The sequence below is a fragment of the Luxibacter massiliensis genome (genome assembly GCF_900604355.1).
GTDB classification, from domain to species: domain Bacteria; phylum Bacillota; class Clostridia; order Lachnospirales; family Lachnospiraceae; genus Luxibacter; species Luxibacter massiliensis.
Genome location: NZ_UWOE01000001.1, coordinates 2,529,621 through 2,548,799, shown reverse-complemented (window position 1 = coordinate 2,548,799; position 19,179 = coordinate 2,529,621). Strand labels below are relative to the sequence as shown.

General features: G+C 41.8%; 14 protein-coding genes. All 14 read left to right on the top strand.

Annotated elements, in window-relative coordinates; genetic code table 11:
* Window positions 1-305 precede the first annotated feature (305 nt).
* A complete protein-coding gene (locus EFA47_RS11725) occupies window positions 306-1,760 on the top strand; it encodes an NAD(P)/FAD-dependent oxidoreductase (protein ID WP_122643445.1) in 1,455 nt (484 codons plus the stop codon).
* 19 nt (window positions 1,761-1,779) lie between these two features.
* Window positions 1,780-3,075: an NAD(P)/FAD-dependent oxidoreductase gene (locus tag EFA47_RS11720; protein WP_122643444.1), complete on the top strand. Its 1,296-nt coding sequence runs from the start codon at window positions 1,780-1,782 to the stop codon at window positions 3,073-3,075.
* Between the two features lie 3 nt (window positions 3,076-3,078).
* The gene (locus EFA47_RS11715; RefSeq protein WP_122643443.1) at window positions 3,079-3,444 is read left to right on the top strand and encodes a DUF1667 domain-containing protein; all 366 of its coding nucleotides are present in this window, start codon (window positions 3,079-3,081) and stop codon (window positions 3,442-3,444) included.
* A 166-nt stretch (window positions 3,445-3,610) separates the two neighbouring features.
* Complete coding sequence (locus EFA47_RS11710) at window positions 3,611-6,538, top strand: insulinase family protein (protein WP_122643442.1); 2,928 nt, start codon at window positions 3,611-3,613, stop codon at window positions 6,536-6,538.
* 79 nt (window positions 6,539-6,617) lie between these two features.
* Window positions 6,618-7,514, top strand: coding sequence for a GTPase Era (gene era, locus EFA47_RS11705; RefSeq protein ID WP_122643441.1), 897 nt, complete (start codon window positions 6,618-6,620; stop codon window positions 7,512-7,514).
* 114 nt (window positions 7,515-7,628) lie between these two features.
* Complete coding sequence (locus tag EFA47_RS11700) at window positions 7,629-7,814, top strand: hypothetical protein (protein ID WP_122643440.1); 186 nt, start codon at window positions 7,629-7,631, stop codon at window positions 7,812-7,814.
* The gene (gene recO / locus EFA47_RS11695) at window positions 7,756-8,502 is read left to right on the top strand and encodes a DNA repair protein RecO (protein WP_235853257.1); all 747 of its coding nucleotides are present in this window, start codon (window positions 7,756-7,758) and stop codon (window positions 8,500-8,502) included. Before EFA47_RS11700 ends, recO begins: the two co-directional genes overlap by 59 nt.
* Before the next feature lie 121 nt (window positions 8,503-8,623).
* Entirely contained in the window at window positions 8,624-10,015 is a 1,392-nt protein-coding gene (locus EFA47_RS11690) for a glycine--tRNA ligase (RefSeq protein ID WP_122643438.1), read from the top strand.
* A gap of 106 nt (window positions 10,016-10,121) precedes the next feature.
* On the top strand, window positions 10,122-10,889 hold the full coding sequence (locus tag EFA47_RS11685; protein ID WP_122643437.1) for an REP-associated tyrosine transposase: 768 nt from the start codon (window positions 10,122-10,124) through the stop codon (window positions 10,887-10,889).
* A gap of 108 nt (window positions 10,890-10,997) precedes the next feature.
* The gene (locus tag EFA47_RS11680) at window positions 10,998-12,365 is read left to right on the top strand and encodes an aminopeptidase (RefSeq protein WP_122643436.1); all 1,368 of its coding nucleotides are present in this window, start codon (window positions 10,998-11,000) and stop codon (window positions 12,363-12,365) included.
* Window positions 12,366-12,956: 591 nt separating this feature from the next.
* Complete coding sequence (locus EFA47_RS11675; RefSeq protein WP_122643435.1) at window positions 12,957-13,373, top strand: YjdF family protein; 417 nt, start codon at window positions 12,957-12,959, stop codon at window positions 13,371-13,373.
* A 444-nt stretch (window positions 13,374-13,817) separates the two neighbouring features.
* Window positions 13,818-14,648 carry a histidinol-phosphatase HisJ family protein gene (locus tag EFA47_RS11670; protein WP_122643434.1) on the top strand — a complete coding sequence of 277 codons (831 nt, stop codon included), beginning with the start codon at window positions 13,818-13,820 and terminating at the stop codon, window positions 14,646-14,648.
* 140 nt (window positions 14,649-14,788) lie between these two features.
* The gene (locus tag EFA47_RS11665) at window positions 14,789-16,219 is read left to right on the top strand and encodes an aminopeptidase (RefSeq protein WP_122643433.1); all 1,431 of its coding nucleotides are present in this window, start codon (window positions 14,789-14,791) and stop codon (window positions 16,217-16,219) included.
* A 273-nt stretch (window positions 16,220-16,492) separates the two neighbouring features.
* Window positions 16,493-19,117 carry a pyruvate, phosphate dikinase gene (gene ppdK / locus EFA47_RS11660; RefSeq protein ID WP_122643432.1) on the top strand — a complete coding sequence of 875 codons (2,625 nt, stop codon included), beginning with the start codon at window positions 16,493-16,495 and terminating at the stop codon, window positions 19,115-19,117.
* Window positions 19,118-19,179: the final 62 nt, after the last annotated feature.

The following is a 19,179-nucleotide window of genomic DNA, read 5'->3' as shown; positions in this document are numbered from 1 at the left end:
GACGGAGTCCACCCGTCCGAAGGACATGTATTAGGGGATGCCCTGTGGGTATACCTTATTGGACGGAGTCCACCCGTCCGAAGGACATGTATTAGGGGATGCCCTGTGGGTATACCTTATTGGACGGAGTCCACCTGTCCGAAGGACATGTATTAGGGGATGCCCTGTGGGTATACCTTATTGGACGAAGTCCGCCTGTCCGAAGGACATGTATTAGGGGATGCCCTGTGGGTATAGGATTCTATGAATGAGGTAAAGGATAGGCTGTATTTAGAATATAAATCAAAAAAATAGGAGGCATTGCAATGTATGATGTAATGATTGTGGGGGCCGGAGTATCAGGGACGGCTGTGGCCAGGGAATTGTCACGCTACAAAGTTAAAGCCTGTGTATTGGAGAAGATGGAGGATGTATGCTGTGGGACATCAAAGGCGAACAGTGGAATCGTCCATGCGGGTTATGATGCGGTAAGCGGTTCCTTGAAGGCAAAATTAAATGTGGAGGGAAACCAGATGATGGAACAGCTCTCTAGAGATCTGGATTTTCCTTTCCTAAGAACAGGATCTCTTATGATGTGCAGGGATGAAAAAGAAATACCTGTATTGGAGAGATTAAAAAGGCAGGGTGAAGTAAATCATGTGAAGGGCCTTGAAATCCTAAGTGCCAAAGAGGTTTTTAAGCTGGAACCCAATGCTTCAAAGGATGTGGTGGCCGCCTTGTATGCTCCTACGGCAGGTATAGTCTGCCCCTTTGGACTGAATATTGCACTGGCTGAAAATGCCTGTGAGAATGGAGTGGAATTTTATTTTAATACTGAAGTAAAGAACATTGCCAGGAAGGCGGATGTGTTTATTCTAAAGACCAGCAGGGGAGATTTCACTGGAAGATGTATTGTAAATGCGGCGGGAGTTTATGCAGATCAAATTCATAATCTGGTGTGCGGCAATCGTATGCGGATCATACCCAGAAGAGGTGAATATTTTCTCCTGGACAAATGTGCGGGAGGCCACGTTTCCAGAACAGTATTCACTCTGCCGGGGAAACTGGGAAAGGGAATACTTGTGACGCCTACAGTACACGGGAACCTTTTGGCAGGGCCTACAGCCATGGATATTGAAGATAAAGAGGGAACCAATACAACTTATGAAGGACTTGCCGAAATTAGTAAAATGGTAGGAAAAAATATAAAAGACCTGCCCCTAAGGAAGGTAATTACCAGTTTTGCAGGATTGCGGGCACATGAGGAAGGCCATGACTTTATAATCTGTGAAGCGCCGGATGTGCCGGGATTTTTTGACTGTGCCGGGATAGAATCTCCAGGACTGACAAGTGCACCAGCCATAGGGAAAATGATGGCAGGACTAATCAGGGAGAAGCTGGGACTTCAGAAAAATCCAGGATTTAAAGGTGAGAGAAAAGGTGTTTTGAATGCGGCCCAGCTTTCAATAGAAGAGAGAAATGCCTTAATAGCCAGTCAGCCTGCATATGGCAACATCATTTGCCGATGCGAGATGATCTCTGAGGGTGAGATACTCGACGCAGTAAGGCGTCCCCTGGGGGCACGTTCGCTGGACGGCGTAAAGCGCAGGACAAGAGCCGGAATGGGGAGATGCCAGTCGGGATTTTGTGCACCTAGAACGATGGAAATATTAGAACGTGAGCTGGGGACGGAGAATATTACTAAGTCTGGGGGAAATTCAAATATGACGGTTGGAAAGAATAAAGAATTTTTGGAAGATTTTTCTACGGGAATTTGCTGAGAAGGGGGGAGGACAACAGATGGAACAGTATGAAATTGTAGTAGTGGGAGGAGGGCCTGCGGGACTTGCTGCGGCCATTTCCGCAAGAAATGCTGGGGTGGACAGGGTTTTGGTTCTGGAGAGGGATAAAGACTTAGGCGGGATTTTAAATCAATGTATACATAATGGATTTGGACTGCATATATTCCAGGAGGAACTGACAGGGCCGGAATATGCGGCCAGGTTTATTGGCCAGATAAAACAATTGGGAATAGAGTGCCGTAAGGATACTATAGTGGCGGATATCAGCAAAGAAAAAGTGATTACTGCCATAAACCAGAAGAGGGGCATATACCAGATCCAAGCCAAGGCAATAATTTTAGCAATGGGCTGCAGAGAGCGCCCCAGAGGTGCTTTGAATATTCCTGGCTACAGGCCTGCAGGGATATATTCAGCCGGAACCGCACAGCGGCTGGTAAATATGGAGGGGCGTATGCCAGGAAAAATAGTTGTGATTCTGGGATCTGGGGATATTGGACTGATTATGGCCAGAAGAATGACCCTGGAGGGGGCCAAGGTGAAGGCCGTGGCAGAACTGATGCCTTTTTCAGGTGGATTGAAGAGAAATATTGTACAGTGCCTGGATGATTATGGAATCCCTTTAAAGCTGAGCCATACTGTGGTAAATATTAAAGGGAAAGAAAGAGTAGAAGGGGTGGTGCTGGCAGAGGTGGATGACAGGGGAGTCCCTATACCAGGCACTCAGGAGGAATATGAATGTGACACCTTACTTTTGTCTGTAGGACTAATACCAGAAAATGAGCTGTCAGGGCAGATGGGAGTGGAGCTAAATAGCGCCACTTCAGGGCCAGATGTAAATGAAAGCCTGGAGACAAATCTGGAAGGAGTTTTTGCCTGTGGTAATGTGCTCCATGTCCATGACTTGGTAGATTATGTTTCAGAAGAAGGGAAAGAGGCAGGTGAAAATGCGGCTGCGTATATTTTAAATAGAGAAACGGAGAAAAAAGTCCAACAGGGACAGAGCTGTGTAGGCGCTGGGAAGACTGGAATCAAAGTCATAGCATCAGACGGGGTACGGTATACAGTTCCCTCTGTCATACGCCCGGCGTACATGAAAAAAGAGTTGACTGTCAGATTCCGCGTAAATCGGGTATATAAAAATTGTTATATATCAGCTTTTATAGGAGAAAAAAGGATAGTACATAAAAAGAGGCCTGCCGCTGCTCCCGGGGAAATGGAAGAAATAAAAGTGAAACGAGAATGGCTCTGGGGGGCAGAAGAACCAACATTAAGGATCCAGATAGAGGAGGGGTAGAAAGTGGAAAGAAAAGAACTAACTTGTATCAGATGCCCAAAAGGGTGCGCCCTGGCTGTAGATATAAGTGGCAGAGAGATCCTGTCAGTATCCGGGAATGGATGTCCCCAGGGGGAAAACTATGCCAGAAAGGAAATCACAAACCCCACCCGTACAGTGACCACTACAGTAAAAGTCAGGGGAGGCCGGGACAAAATGGTATCAGTCAGAACCCGGGGTGATATCCCTAGACAGAAAATCTTCCAGTGCATGAGAGAATTGAAAGACAAAGAAATGGCTGCTCCAGTACATATTGGAGATATCGTGGCAGAGAATATTGCCGGGACGGGGGTGGATGTTGTGGCAACCCGGGAGGTTTTGAGGACGTAGCCTTTTGTGATTTTGTTACGTCCTATATTGTATCTAGTGGTGTACCAAATTGTCAGCAGACGTGTACCTTTTCTAAAATGAAGGCTAAATTCATTGAAAGCCGCCCCTTTAATTGTGTTTATGAAGATGGTATAATAGGGGCATTGAATAAAAAGTGAGGTGTAATATGAGTATTTATGATTTGGATGCATATGAAGTGGTGCAGCAACAGGAGCTGGCAGATATTAAATCAAAAGGATATCTTTTGAAGCATAGAAAAAGTGGCGCTCGGGTTTTACTCATGGAAAATGATGATGACAACAAGGTGTTTGCAGTTGGATTTCGGACGCCGCCTTCAGACAGCACAGGGGTACCTCATATTATGGAGCACTCAGTCCTATGTGGATCAAAGGACTTTCCTGTTAAGGATCCGTTTGTGGAACTGGTCAAAGGCTCATTGAATACATTTTTAAATGCAATGACTTATCCAGATAAGACAGTCTATCCAGTTGCGAGCTGTAATGATAAGGATTTCCAGAATTTGATGCATGTCTACATGGATGCAGTTTTTTATCCAAACATCTATCAGCATGATGAAATTTTTCGTCAGGAGGGTTGGAGTTATAAGCTGGACGAGGCAAATGGGAAGCTGGAGTATAATGGAGTCGTTTATAATGAGATGAAGGGAGCGTTTTCCTCACCAGATGGGGTTCTGGATAGGATGATTTTGAATTCATTATTTCCTGATACTTCTTATGCATATGAATCTGGTGGGGATCCTGAGGTAATTCCTGAATTGACGTATGAACAGTTTTTGGATTTCCACAAAAAATATTATCATCCGACCAACAGTTATATTTATCTATATGGGGATCTGGATATGGAAGAAAAACTAAGGTGGTTGGATGAAAAATATCTCAGAAAATTTGATGAAATCTCAATAAATTCTGAAATAAAATATCAGGCACCGTTTGAAAAGGCCAGAGAAATTCAGATGGAGTATTCTATATCCAGTGAGGAGACGGAGAAAGACAATACCTATTTATCCTATAATAAAGTAATTGGGACAAGCCTGGATGAAAAGCTGTATTTGGCTTTTCAGGTGCTTGATTATGCTCTGCTGTCTGCTCCGGGCGCTCCGCTTAAAAAGGCGCTTACTGATGCGGGGATTGGAAAGGATATTTCGGGTTCATACGATAATGGTATTTATCAGCCTATTTTTTCTATTATTGCTAAAAATGCGAATCTTGAACAAAAGGAGGAATTTCTTAAAATTATTGAAGATACCTTGTCCAATATTGTGAAGAATGGTATGGATAAGAAGGCATTGGAGGCAGGGATTAATTACTACGAATTCCGTTTCCGTGAAGCAGATTTTGGCAGTTATCCCAAGGGACTGATGTACGGACTCCAATTGTTTGACAGCTGGCTCTATGATGAGGAGAAGCCATTTATCCATATGCAGGCACTGCCAGTATTTGAATTTTTAAAGACTCAGATTCAAACGGGTTATTATGAGGAGTTAGTCCAAAAATATCTTTTGGACAATACCCATGCCTCTATAGTTATTGTGAAACCTGAAAAAGGACGGACGGTCCGTCTTGATAAAGAGCTGGACGAAAGGCTCCAGAAGTATAAAGCAAGTTTAAGGACAGATGAAATATATAAGTTAGTAAATGACACAAAAGAACTTTTGAGGTATCAGGAAGAAGAATCTGCAAAAGAGGATTTAGAGAAAATACCGGTTCTTAGCAGAGAGGACATTTCAAAAGAAATTGCACCAATATATAATGAAGAAAAAGATGTCAGCGGCATAAAAATGATACATCATAACGTGGAGACTAATGGGATCGGCTATGTCACACTTATGTTTGATTTATCTGGGATTCCTGAGAACAAGCTGGCATATGTTGGTATCCTTCAGGCTGTATTGGGTTTGATTGATACGACACATTATGGCTATGGTGAGTTGTTTAATGAAATAAATATGCATACAGGTGGAATTGGAACATCACTGGAATTATATGCAGACGTAACAAAGGTAAAAGAAAAAGAATTTCGTGCTACATTTGAAATGAAAGGAAAGGCTCTGTATCCTAAATTTAGTATACTTTTTGATATGATGAAAGAGATTTTAATGGAGTCGAAGCTTGGGGACGAGAAGCGCTTAAAGGAAATACTGTCTATGCTAAAATCCAGGCTTCAGATGAGTTTCCTTTCATCAGGTCATACTACGGCTGCATTAAGGGCATTGTCTTACGATTCGCCATTGGCAAAGTTTAAGGATGATACAGATGGGATTGGTTATTATCAAATTGTGAAAGAAATCGAAGAAAACTTCGAAGAGAAGAAATCGGAGTTGATTTCGAATTTACAGGAAATCGCAGATAGCATTTTCCGTGCTGATAATATAATGATAAGCTATACTTCATCCGAAGAAGGGATAGCACCTATCAATAAAGAGCTTGAGAAATTAAAAGAAAGTCTCCATAAAGTAAAAAGGAAAGAAGAGACTCCTTGTATTATTCATTGCCAGAAAAGAAATGAAGGCTTTAAGACCTCTTCTAAGGTTCAATATGTAGCCCGCGTAGGTAATTTTATTGACTATGGGGCTTCCTATAGAGGGGCACTGCAAATATTGAAGGTAATTTTAAGCTACGATTATTTATGGCAGAATGTAAGAGTCAAGGGTGGGGCATACGGATGTATGAGCAGTTTTAACAGGATTGGGGAGGGATATTTTATTTCTTACCGCGATCCTAATCTGGAGAACACTATGAAAATATATGAAGGTATACCGGACTATTTAAGGAACTTTACAGTGGATGAGCGCGACATGAATAAATATATTATTGGTACAATAAGTAATATCGATCGCCCTATGACCCCTTCTGCTAAAGGGGACCGTTCCATGAATCTGTATATGAACCGTGTATCGGCCGAGATGATAGAAAATGAGAGGATGGATATATTAAAGGCAGAGCAGAAAGATATCCGCGCTTTGGCGGAAGTTGTGGAGGCAGTGCTGGCGGCAGGGCAGATGTGCGTTATTGGCAGTGAAGAGAAAATAGAGAAGCAAAAAGAGATGTTCGCGGAAGTAAAAACATTGTTTTAGTTCATTAGGGACGTAACCTTTTGCACTTTTGTTACGTCCCTAATTTAAATTAGTGGTGTACCTAAATGGAGGTAAGGGGATGAAAGAGAATTTTAAATCAGGCTTTGTTACTTTAATTGGCCGGCCAAATGTGGGGAAGTCTACGCTTATGAATTATCTGATTGGCCAGAAAATTGCAATTACATCAAACAAACCACAGACGACCAGAAACCGTATCCAGACTGTCCTTACACTTGATGAGGGACAGATTATTTTTGTGGATACCCCCGGCATACATAAGGCCAAGAATAAGCTGGGAGAATTTATGGTGAATGTAGCAGAGAAGACTTTGGACGAGGTGGATGTGGTTCTATGGCTGGTGGAGCCGTCTACATTTATTGGGACTGGTGAGCGGCATATAATCGAGCAGCTGAAAAGGAGCAGGACACCAGTGATTCTTGTGATTAATAAGATTGATATGGTTAAGCGGGAAGAAGTCTTGGTGTTTATAGATGCCTATAGGAAGGAATATGAATTTGCTGAGATTGTACCGGTTTCAGCAAGAAATGGAGATAATACGGATGAACTTGTCAAAGTAATCCTGCAATATCTTCCATGTGGACCACAATTTTACGATGAAGACACAGTTACAGACCAGCCTGAACGTCAGATTGTAGCAGAGTTGATACGTGAAAAAGCGCTGCATTGCCTGCAGGAGGAGATTCCCCATGGCATAGCCGTCGCAATAGATAGGATGAAAATGCAAAAGAAAGTGATGCATATTGATGCAACTATTATATGCGAAAGAGATTCCCATAAAGGGATTATTATAGGCAAACAGGGGGGGATGCTTAAAAAAATTGGCAGTACGGCCCGGTATGAAATTGAGCGGTTCATGGACTGTAAGGTAAACCTTAAAATATGGGTAAAGGTGCAAAAGAACTGGCGGGACAGCGATTTTATAATGAAAAATTTTGGTTATCAGAGTGACAGATAAGAAGAAAGAATGGCTGTCAAGGCATTTTGAGTAAAATGTGCTGGCAGATTTTACGAGGTATACTGCTGTTTGAATCGGAGATGCTAATATTAAGACAGAAGAAGAGGTGATCCGATGGAACAAAAATACTGGGAGCAGTTTATGGTTACGGGGACAATTAAAGACTACTTGTCCTATAAGATGGGAAAATATGGGGATGGAGAAATGCATTCCAAGGAAAACGATATTGGGGTAGGTTATTGTGAATCAGATAGTGATGACAGGGATGGTTCTGTCTACAACCCCTATTGGGGAATATGACAGGCGGGTTGTAATATTGACAAAAGAACAAGGGAAAATTGCTGCGTTTGCCAAGGGTTCACGAAGGCCTAACAGTCCATTGGTGGGCGCTGTAAATCCCTTTTCGTTCGGAGAGTTTACAATGTATGAAGGCCGGTCATCGTATACTATACAGTCTGCCAGTATATCTAATTATTTTTCAGAACTTAGAGAAGATATTATTGGGGCATACTATGGGTTTTATTTTCTAGAGTTTGCTAATTATTATGCTAAGGAGTTTAATGATGAGCGTGAGATGCTAAAATTACTGTATCAGTCGCTCAGGGCCCTTAGTAATCCCCATATCCCCAATAAGCTGGTACAATACATATTTGAGCTGCGGGCATACTGTATAAATGGGGAAGGGCCTCAGGTGTTTCAATGTGTGGTTTGTGCAGACAAAACGAGAGCGGTGGTTTTTAGTGTAAAAAAGGGTGGCCTGGTTTGCTGTGAATGCGACAGTGATGTAATAGACGGCATATGTCTGGATCAGTCTGCCTTATATAGCATGCAATATATTGAAAGTAGTAAAATAGAGAGATTATATACATTTAAGGTGACAGATAGAGTGCTTGAACAGCTGGCAGAGGTAATGGAAAGATACAGGGATGTTTATATAGAAAAAAGGTTTAAATCCCTGGAAATTTTGGAAACATTAGAAGGAGTCTGAACATTGTCTAGAAAGTGTAGTTGATGCTGCCAACTAGAATTAATCTGGGAATTGCTTGAAAAAAAGGACTAGAGCAGTTATAATATTAAACAATTAATATGTTTGAGAGAGGATCAGTAATATGGTAGAAAAAACAATGGATAAGATTGTAGCTCTTGCTAAATCAAGGGGGTTTGTATACCCGGGTTCTGAGATATATGGCGGACTTGCAAATACTTGGGATTATGGGAACTTAGGTGTGGAGTTAAAAAACAATGTCAAAAGGGCCTGGTGGCAGAAATTTGTGCAGGAGTCTCCATATAATGTAGGGGTTGATTGTGCTATACTAATGAATCCTCAGACATGGGTTGCCTCCGGCCATCTGGGAGGGTTTTCGGATCCATTAATGGACTGCCGTGAATGCCATGAGCGGTTCAGGGCAGATAAATTAATCGAAGATTATTGTTCAGAAAATCAGATTGCAATAGAGGGTACTGTAGATGCATGGCCCCAGGAACAGATGACAGCATTTATTGAAGAACATGGAATTAAGTGCCCTTCTTGCGGGAAGCATAATTTTACTGATATCCGTCAGTTTAATCTGATGTTTAAGACCTTCCAGGGGGTTACTGAAGATGCCAGAAATACTGTATATTTGCGTCCGGAGACAGCGCAGGGGATATTTGTGAATTTTAAAAATGTCCAAAGGACATCCAGAAAAAAAGTACCATTTGGAATTGCTCAGATTGGTAAATCATTCCGCAATGAGATTACTCCCGGGAATTTTACTTTCCGTACAAGGGAATTTGAGCAAATGGAATTAGAATTTTTCTGCGAGCCAGGAACTGATCTAGAGTGGTTTGCATATTGGAAAAAATACTGTCTGGATTGGCTGAGTTCACTTGGATTAAAAGAGAACGAGGTCAGATACCGGGATCATGATAAAGAAGAACTTTCATTCTATAGTAAAGCGACAACAGATGTAGAGTTTTTATTCCCATTCGGCTGGGGTGAGCTTTGGGGTATTGCGGATAGAACAGACTATGATTTGACGCAGCACCAGGAGGTATCTAAACAGGATATGTCCTATTTTGATGACGAGAAGAAGGAAAAATATATTCCATACGTAATTGAACCATCCCTGGGAGCCGATCGAATGGTACTGGCATTCTTATGCAGTGCATATGACGAGGAGGAATTAGAAGGCGGAGATATGCGGACTGTCCTACATTTCCATCCAGCATTGGCTCCAGTTAAAGTAGGGGTGCTCCCCTTGTCTAAAAAGTTAAATGAAGGCGCAGAAAAAGTATTCACAGAACTTTCTAAATTTTATAATTGTGAATTTGACGACCGTGGAAATATTGGAAAACGTTATCGCCGCCAGGATGAGATTGGAACACCATTCTGTGTGACATATGATTTTGAATCAGAAGAAGATGGGGCGGTAACAGTACGTGATAGAGACAGCATGGAACAAGAACGGGTAAAAATAGAAGACCTGAAGTCCTACTTTGAAGAAAAAATTAGGTTTTAAGTAATTTAGGACGTAGCCTTTTTAAAAAGTCTACGTCCTAAATTAAAAACAGTGGTGTCCCAAAATGAAATTTGACCTGTACCGTTAATGAAGGGCAGGTGAGGCAATGCCGATACAAAAACGGCAGGAAAGCAGTACAAAATTTTATCATGTAACTGCTAGAGGTATTAATAAAGAGCATATCTTTAATCAAATCAGAGAGCGTTATTTTTTCTTAAAAATTTTAAAGAAGTATCTTGAAAAATATGATGTCAGAATTTATGCATATTGCATAATGTCAAATCATATTCATCTTTTAATTCAATCAGAATTAGAGGTTTTATCCCTATTTATGGCTAGAGTATTAGCTGAATATGCAGAATATTATAATTATAAACATATAAGAAATGGGCATGTGTTTCAGAATCGGTTTGGAAGTGAATGTATTGAGAGTGAAAAGTATTTTTGGAATTGTATTCGATATATACATTTAAATCCTGTCAAGGCCGGAGTGTCAAAAAATATATCTACATATAGATTTAGCAGCATTAATGAGTATAGTGATAGAAAAACAGATATCATTCATACAAATGCAATATATATGTGGGATAAAAAATTTCCTGAAATAAGAATGGGCATGGCGTTTCATGAAGAGGATGTATTGCAGGTCTTTATAGATACATATGAGGACAAGCAAAGGCAAATGCAGGAATTAGCAGTTATTATCTTGAAAAATATGAGCAAAGAAGAGAGTGTCCACAGAACAGTTGAAATATTAGAAGATAAAAGCTTGCGATATAAATATGTTTGTAAATTAATGGCCGTATTAAATATTTCTAAGAATAGGGCACAGAAATTGTACAAATATGTTAAAGAGAGTATAATGAGTACGTGATTACCAAAAAGGTACAGGTCAAGTTTCATTTTGGTACACCACTAAATGTAATTTAGGACGTAATACTTTTGTAGAAGGTTACGTCCCCAAAGACACAAGGAGGGCATTATGGACAAAACTTTATGGGAACTTTATTCGGAACCTCAGCTTACTGAGCTGGATTGTATTGCTACAGGTTATAAGAAATTTCTGGACGCTGCTAAGACAGAGCGGGAGTGTGTATCTGAAATTATCTGCCAGGCTGAGGCAGCAGGATACCGTAATCTTTCAGATGCTGAAGGCGTAAAGCCGGGAGATAAGGTGTATGCCTCCTGGATGGGGAAATCTGTCGCATTGTTTAATATTGGGCAGAGACCTTTGGAAGAGGGGATGAATATTTTAGGTGCGCATGTGGATTCACCGCGGATGGATTTGAAGCAGAATCCATTGTATGAGGAAAGTGGATTTGCGTATTTTGACACCCATTATTATGGAGGGATTAAGAAATACCAATGGGTGACTCTTCCCTTGGCTCTTCACGGTGTGGTCATAAAAAAGGATCATTCTAAGATAGAGATTTCTATTGGAGAGAAGGAAGACGACCCGGTATTTGTGGTGACAGATTTGTTGATTCATTTATCCGGTAAACAGATGGACAAAAAGGCCTCTGTAGTTGTTGAGGGGGAAAATCTGGATATTTTGATTGGCAGCAAACCTTTGAAGGAGGTGGAAAAGGATGCTGTTTCGGGGCAGATTCTGCAGATTTTGAAAGAGTCTTATGGAATAGAGAAGGAAGATCTAATGTCTGCGGAACTGGAAGTTGTTCCTGCTGGAAAAGCCAGGGATTGTGGGATAGACAGGAGCATGATTATGGCCTATGGGCAGGATGACCGCGTTTGTGTGTACACTTCTCTGGCAGCTATGCTGGAAACTCCAGATGTGGCATATACCTCGTGCTGTATTTTTGTAGATAAAGAGGAGATTGGAAGTGTGGGCGCAACAGGAATGCACTCCAGGTTTTTTGAAAATGCTGTAGCGGATCTGATGGATAAAATGGGAAGTTTCTCGGAGTTAAAGCTAAGGCACACCCTGGCAAATTCGAGAATGATTTCTTCAGATGTAGGAGCAGCGTATGATCCGATGTACACAGAAGTATATGATAAGAAATCGTCGTCTTTCTTTGGAAATGGATTAGTGATTAAAAAGCATACTGGAGCCAGAGGGAAAAGCGGATCTAATGATGCGAATGCAGAATATATCGCTAAATTGAGAGAGGTGTTTGATGATAATAATGTGGCCTTTCAAATGACAGAGATGGGAAAAATAGACGCAGGTGGCGGAGGTACTATTGCATACATACTTGCACAGTTTGGTATGGAAGTTATTGACGGAGGGGTAGCGGTCTTATGCATGCATGCGCCCTGGGAAGTTTCCAGCAAAGCTGATGTATATGAGGCATATAGAGGATATTGTGCATTTTTAAAGGATATGCGTTAGTGCGTGGAAAATTAATTTTTGTAATACAAAGTTTCATTTGGCAGAATAATTGCTGTTTATTTGGCTAAAGAAACTGTAGTTTCTAAGCGTCTGTAAATATTATATCAATTTAGGACATAAGATATAGTTATCTTCTATAAGGCATAGCCGAAAGGATGATAAAGAGAGATGAAGAGTAAGTTACTTATTAGTGGCTTGCTCTTTGTTTTTGCCGTATACAGCTTAGTGGATATCTTATTGGATATTAGCAGTTCAATAGGCGTAACTTTATTATATTGACAAGTGCCCAATATTAAACCTTAAAGAGTTCCACATAATACATGCTCTTCACATAGAGTCACCCCGGATGTACACCTTGCTGGACGAAGCATGTCTGTACGTGAGGATCTGCAGTGTGGGATGATACCCTTTGGGTATAGATAAATGGCCGGTAATATGGTACAATCCAGGAGCAAAGATAAAAACGCAACGTAAGAAGAACTTTTTTACAGAGCCGGTAGGTAGCCCGGCCGCACCGTCGGGTGTAAGTAACCCTCCCTCCTTAGGGTCGTCCATTCTTTGTTCATTACAAGTATTTAAGGAGGAATTGTCATGGACAAAGTATCAAGCAGATTAACAGTATATTTTGAGGAGCCGTTCTGGGCAGGGGTTTTTGAACACGTATCTGAGGGGAGGCTGTCCGTTTGTAAGGTTATATTTGGTGCGGAGCCAAAAGATTATGAGGTACATGAGTTTGTTCTGAAAAATTACGATCGGCTGAATTTTAGTCCGGCTGTGGGGGTTGATGTGAAGGGAGCTATCCGTAATCCGAAGCGGATGCAGCGGGAAGTACGGAAATATGTACAAAATACCGGCCTAGGTACTAAATCGCAACAAGCCTTGAAATTACAGCAGGAGCAGCTGAGAATTAGGCGAAAGACTGTGAACCGGAGAAAGAGAGAAGCGGAAAAACAACGTCAGTTTAAGCTGAAACAGCAGAAAAGAAAGGAAAAGCACAGGGGCAGATAGCTGCCGAAGCGTCCAAAAAGTTTATACTTATCGGACTACTAATGATCAATAAGGCATACCCAAAGGGCATCCCCTAACACATGTCCTTCGGACGGGCGGACTGGGTCCGATAAGGTATACCCAAAGGGCATCCCCTAACACAGTCCTTCGGACGGATGGTTATGCCCAACGAATGATACCCGAAGGGTGTCCCATGCGGGGATGAGACATGGGATGCCCTTTGGGCATGGATTATAAGAGTCTGTTCATATATGGAAGCCTGCCCAAAAGAATCTGAAGAAGATAAAGGGTGCCTGTGCGCAGGGAATAAGTAATTGAGTAATTCCCCTCGAGAAAAGTATGAAACATAAAGTCATAGGATAAAGATAGATGCATATAGAATTTACATAGAATGTACCGTATAATTGTAATTCTCATAACAAAAAAGCCAATGGAGGTAAGAGAGTGTTAGCAGATTATCATGTCCACACCGAATATAGCGATGATTCAGTCTATTGTATGGAAGATGTCGTAATAGATGCTGTCAGGCTCGGCCTGGATGAAATATGTTTTACGGATCATGTTGATTACGGGGTAAAGTATGACCGGTTCAGTGGGCAAAAAATTAAATATCGAAAGGGAGAACCATTGGCAAATGTAAATTATCCTCAGTATGTGGAAGCGATAAAAGAAATGCAGCATCGTTATGGAAATAAAATCTGTATTCGTATGGGACTTGAGTTTGGGATCCAGACACATACAATTCCAATGTTTAACGCCCTGTATCATCGATACCCCTTTGACTTTATTATTTTGTCAATTCATCAGGTTGATAATCAGGAACTCTGGACACAAGATTTTCAGAGGGGGAAAACCCAGAAGGAATATAATGAAAAGTATTATGAGGAGATGCTGGCAGTTATACAGGAGTATAAAAACTATAGTGTATTAGGGCATATGGATTTAATTGCCCGCTATGATGAAAAAGGTGTTTATCCATTTCATAAAATACAGCCGCTGCTAGAAAAAATTTTAAAAATTGTCATAGCGGATGGAAAAGGAATCGAGGTAAATACTTCCTCCCATAGATATGGCTTATCTGATACAACACCATCAATAGAGATTCTGAAATTGTATAGAGAGCTTGGCGGCAGGATAATTACCATAGGCAGTGACAGCCATAAGCGGGAACATTTAGGGAAATACATAAAAGAAACACAGGAATTACTGAGGGGGCTGGGATATAAACAATTCTGTGTTTATGAGAGTATGGCGCCAATATTTTGTGAATTGTGAAAAAGAGCCATAAATAAACATGACAGTAGCTAGGTAATAAAAACAGGATGTATAGTTTTGGAAAAATCCACCATAATATTTGTTAAAAATAAATCTTGGCCAATTCTGGCCTGAATGAAAAATGAGGAGCAGAAAGTATTATGGAGAGAAGAAATGCTTGGAACTATTATAGTCCTGAAGAAAAAAAACGTGTCGAGGATATTTGCCGTGCATACTGCCACTTTCTGGATTGCAGCAAGACAGAGCGCGAATGTGCGTCTGCGGCGCTGAAGCTGGCAAGGGCCCAGGGATACCGTGACCTAGATATGGTACGTAAAGAACAGGCGGCTTTAAAGCCTGGGGATAAAGTATACGCTTGCTATATGGATAAAGCAGTAGTTTTGTTTCAGATTGGGTCAGAACCCTTTGAAAGAGGCATGAATATCCTCGGGGCACATATAGATTCTCCCAGAATTGATGTGAAGCAGGTTCCGCTGTATGAGGAACAGGGACAGGCGTATTTAGACACACATTATTATGGGGGCGTGAAGAAATACCAGTGGTTGGCCATGCCTCTTGCAATTCACGGAGTGGTGGTCAGAAAGGATGGGACTAAGATTGAGGTTAAAATTGGAGAGAAGGATAAAGAGCCGGTCTTTGTAATTACGGATTTACTGCCACATCTGGGAAAAGAGCAGAATGAGAAGAAGGTTAAAGACTTTATTAACGCAGAAAAAATGGATTTGCTGATAGGGAATATGCCTGCAGCAGGTGATGAACGAAAAACCATTGGAAAAAATAATACAAAGTTTTGTGCAGAAGAAAAAGAAACAAAATACGTGAAAAAGATGGTTTTAAATTTACTAAAAGAGCATTATCAGATTAGAGAGAGTGATTTTATATCAGCTGAGCTGGAAATTGTCCCTGCGGGCAGGGCAAGGGATTGTGGACTGGACCGCAGCATGATCCTGGCATATGGGCAGGACGACAGAAGCTGTGCTTTTGCATCTCTGCTTGCGTTGCTGGAACTGAAAATTTCAAAGCGTACTTCATGCTGCCTCCTGGTGGACAAAGAGGAGATAGGAAGTACTGGGGCGACTGGGATGCGGTCAAAGTTTTTTGAAAATACAGTTGCTGAAGTACTGGAGCTATGTGGGGACTATTCTGAATTGAAACTGCGGCGGGCCCTGGCCAATTCCAAAATGCTTTCTTCAGATGTCAGTGCAGCTTATGATCCTATGTTTGAGGAGTATTTTGAAAAAAAGAATTCTGCATATCTGGCAAATGGACTGGTATTTAACAAATATTCTGGAAGCGGGGGGAAATCAGGCGGAAATGATGCAAACCCTGAGTTTATGGCAGAATTGAGGCGGATTATGGATAAGTACAGAGTGATTATGCAGACAGCAGAACTGGGTGCTGTTGATAAAGGCGGCGGGGGCACTATTGCTTATTTTATGGCAGACTATGGGATGGATGTAATAGATTGCGGGATTCCTGTGCTGAGTATGCACGCCCCTTGGGAAGTATCAAGTAAAGCAGATATTTATGAGGCCCTTAAAGGATATCTTGCCTTTCTAAAAGAGGCATAAAGCTTACAGGACGCAGCATGGCCCAGACAGCGCTAAGATGTGCCTGGTGGGGAGCAGGATAAATTTTCATTTAATTGTTTGGTGCTGAAAAATATAAAAAAACAGAAATATAAAAATAGGAAATACCAGAAGAAAAAATTGTTAAACCAAACCCGCAAAAATTGTAGGAATTTACTGACAAAATGCTTGACTAGCCTAAATAAAACCTTTAGAATATATATGCGACTCAGAGTAATTTTAAATTGAAAAATATTTTTAGGAGGTCATTGAGACATGGCAAAATGGGTTTATATGTTTACAGAAGGTAACGCAACCATGCGAAACCTGCTTGGTGGTAAGGGCGCTAACCTTGCTGAGATGACAAACTTAGGTCTTCCGGTACCGCAGGGCTTTACAATTACAACGGAAGCTTGTACACAGTACTACGAGGATGGCAGAAAGATTAATGATGAGATCATGGATCAGATTATGGATGCCATTACAAAAATGGAAGAGGTTACTGGCAAGAAATTTGGAGATAAAGAGAATCCGCTTCTTGTTTCCGTACGTTCAGGAGCAAGGGCTTCCATGCCAGGTATGATGGATACAATCCTGAACCTTGGCTTAAATGAAGAAGTTGTTGATGTTTTAGCTGCAAAGTCCGGCAATCCCCGTTGGGCATGGGACTGCTACAGAAGATTTATCCAGATGTACTCTGACGTAGTTATGGAAGTTGGTAAGAAGTATTTTGAAGAACTTATCGACAAGATGAAAGAAGAAAAAGGTGTTACACAGGACGTTGAACTGACTGCAGATGACCTGAAAGTTTTAGCTGAACAGTTTAAAGACGAATATAAAGAGAAGATCGGCGAAGGGTTCCCGACTGACCCCAAGGAACAGCTGATGGGCGCTATTAAAGCTGTTTTCCGTTCATGGGACAACCCCAGGGCGAATGTATACCGCCGGGACAATGATATTCCATATTCCTGGGGAACAGCTGTCAATGTACAGATGATGGCATTCGGTAATATGGGCGATACATCTGGCACAGGTGTTGCATTTACACGTGACCCTGCAACAGGAGAGAAGAAGCTGATGGGTGAATTCCTTATGAATGCACAGGGAGAGGACGTTGTTGCCGGTGTCCGTACACCTCAGAAGATTGACCAGTTAAAGGAAGTTATGCCAGAAGTTTATGAGCAGTTTGTAGGCATCTGCAATAAACTGGAGGATCATTACAGAGATATGCAGGACATGGAGTTTACCATTGAGGACAAGAAGCTGTATATGCTCCAGACACGTAATGGTAAGAGAACGGCACAGGCAGCTCTGAAGATTGCATGTGACCTGGTTGACGAGAAGATGATCACAGAAGAAAAAGCTGTCGCAATGATCGATCCTAGAAACTTAGACACATTACTCCATCCACAGTTTGATGCTGCAGCACTTAAAGCTGCCACACCGATGGCAAAAGCACTGGGCGCTTCACCAGGAGCTGCTTGTGGTAAAGTTGTATTTACAGCTGATGACGCTAAGGAGTGGGCTGCGAGAGGTGAAAAAGTCGTACTTGTACGTCTTGAGACTTCACCAGAAGATATCGAAGGTATGAAAGCTGCCCAGGGAATCTTGACAGTGCGCGGAGGAATGACATCCCATGCAGCTGTTGTTGCACGTGGCATGGGTACATGCTGTGTATCAGGCTGCGGCGAGATTGCAATGGATGAGGCAAACAAGAAGTTCACACTTGCAGGCAAAGAGTTCCATGAAGGGGATGCGATTTCTCTGGATGGTTCCACAGGAAATATATATGATGGCTTGATTCCAACTGTTGATGCTACAATTGCAGGCGAGTTTGGAAGAATTATGGGGTGGGCTGACAAGTACAGGACCATGAAGGTACGTACAAATGCAGACACACCGGCTGACGCTAAAAAAGCACGTGAGCTGGGTGCAGAAGGTATTGGACTTTGCCGTACAGAGCATATGTTCTTTGAAGGCGACAGAATTGATGCATTCCGCGAAATGATTTGTTCAGATACAGTTGAGGCAAGAGAGGCAGCTCTTGACAAGATTCTGCCTGTACAGCAGGGAGATTTCGAGGCACTTTATGAGGCTCTGGAAGGAAATCCGGTGACAATCCGTTTCTTAGATCCTCCGCTCCACGAGTTTGTCCCAACTGAGGAAGATGATATTAAGAAGCTGGCTGATGCCCAGGGCAAAACTGTGGAAGAGATTAAGACAATCATTGATGGCCTCCATGAGTTTAACCCGATGATGGGACACCGTGGATGCCGTCTGGCAGTGACATACCCAGAGATTGCAAAGATGCAGACAAAGGCTGTCATCCGTGCAGCAATCAATGTGCAGAAAGCACATGCAGACTGGAATGTTTGCCCTGAGATTATGATTCCTCTGATTGGGGACATTAAAGAGTTAAAATATGTAAAGAAAATGGTTGTTGAAACTGCTGATGCTGAAATTAAAGCGGCTGGAAGCAGTCTGAAGTATGAAGTGGGTACTATGATTGAAATCCCAAGAGCTGCCCTTACAGCTGATGAGATTGCGAAAGAGGCTGATTTCTTCTGCTTCGGTACAAATGACCTTACACAGATGACATATGGATTTTCACGTGATGATGCGGGCAAATTCCTGGATGCATATTATGATGCTAAGATCTTTGAAAACGATCCATTTGCTAAGCTTGACCAGATAGGTGTTGGAAAACTGATGAAGATGGCAATTGATTTAGGAAAGCCAGTTAATCCGAATCTGCATATTGGTATCTGCGGCGAGCATGGTGGGGATCCAAGTTCTGTAGAATTCTGTAATACTCTTGGCCTGGACTATGTGTCCTGCTCACCATTCCGTGTGCCAATTGCAAGGTTAGCAGCAGCACAGGCAGCTATTAATCAAAAGTAATACACCGCATAGAACTGAATAAGAAATTAATTAGTTTCATGTAGAAGAGGGGGCGTTGCAAA